Below are 246 nucleotides of genomic sequence, written 5' to 3'. Positions count from 1 at the left end.
CCGGGAGCCATATCGGCGATGCACGCATCCTGCCTGACCTGCTCAGCCAGATCCCAGCCCAAGAGGAGATCGCGAGCGTCACCGCAGACGGTGCCTATGACACACGCAAGTGCCATGATGCCATCGCTGACCGCGGTGCGAATGCCGTCATCCCACCCCGCAAAAACGCCAAGCCGTGGAAAACTGTCACCGCAGGTGCGGTAGCCAGAAACGAGGCTTTGCGTGCATCAAAATACCTCGGCCGCT

Annotated in this window: 1 protein-coding gene; it reads left to right on the top strand. The window is 61.4% G+C overall.

Going from position 1 to position 246, the window contains the following annotated elements; translation table 11 throughout:
- Positions 1 to 246 (top strand): transposase (locus FQ320_RS25450; protein ID WP_148476020.1); only part of this gene is annotated, 246 nt, incomplete at both ends.

The sequence above is a fragment of the Oceaniovalibus sp. ACAM 378 genome, assembly GCF_008085915.1.
In the GTDB taxonomy this organism is placed as follows: Bacteria; Pseudomonadota; Alphaproteobacteria; order Rhodobacterales; family Rhodobacteraceae; genus Oceaniglobus.
Note: the sequence above shows the minus strand (reverse complement) of the source record. Positions and strands in the feature narration are given on the sequence as shown.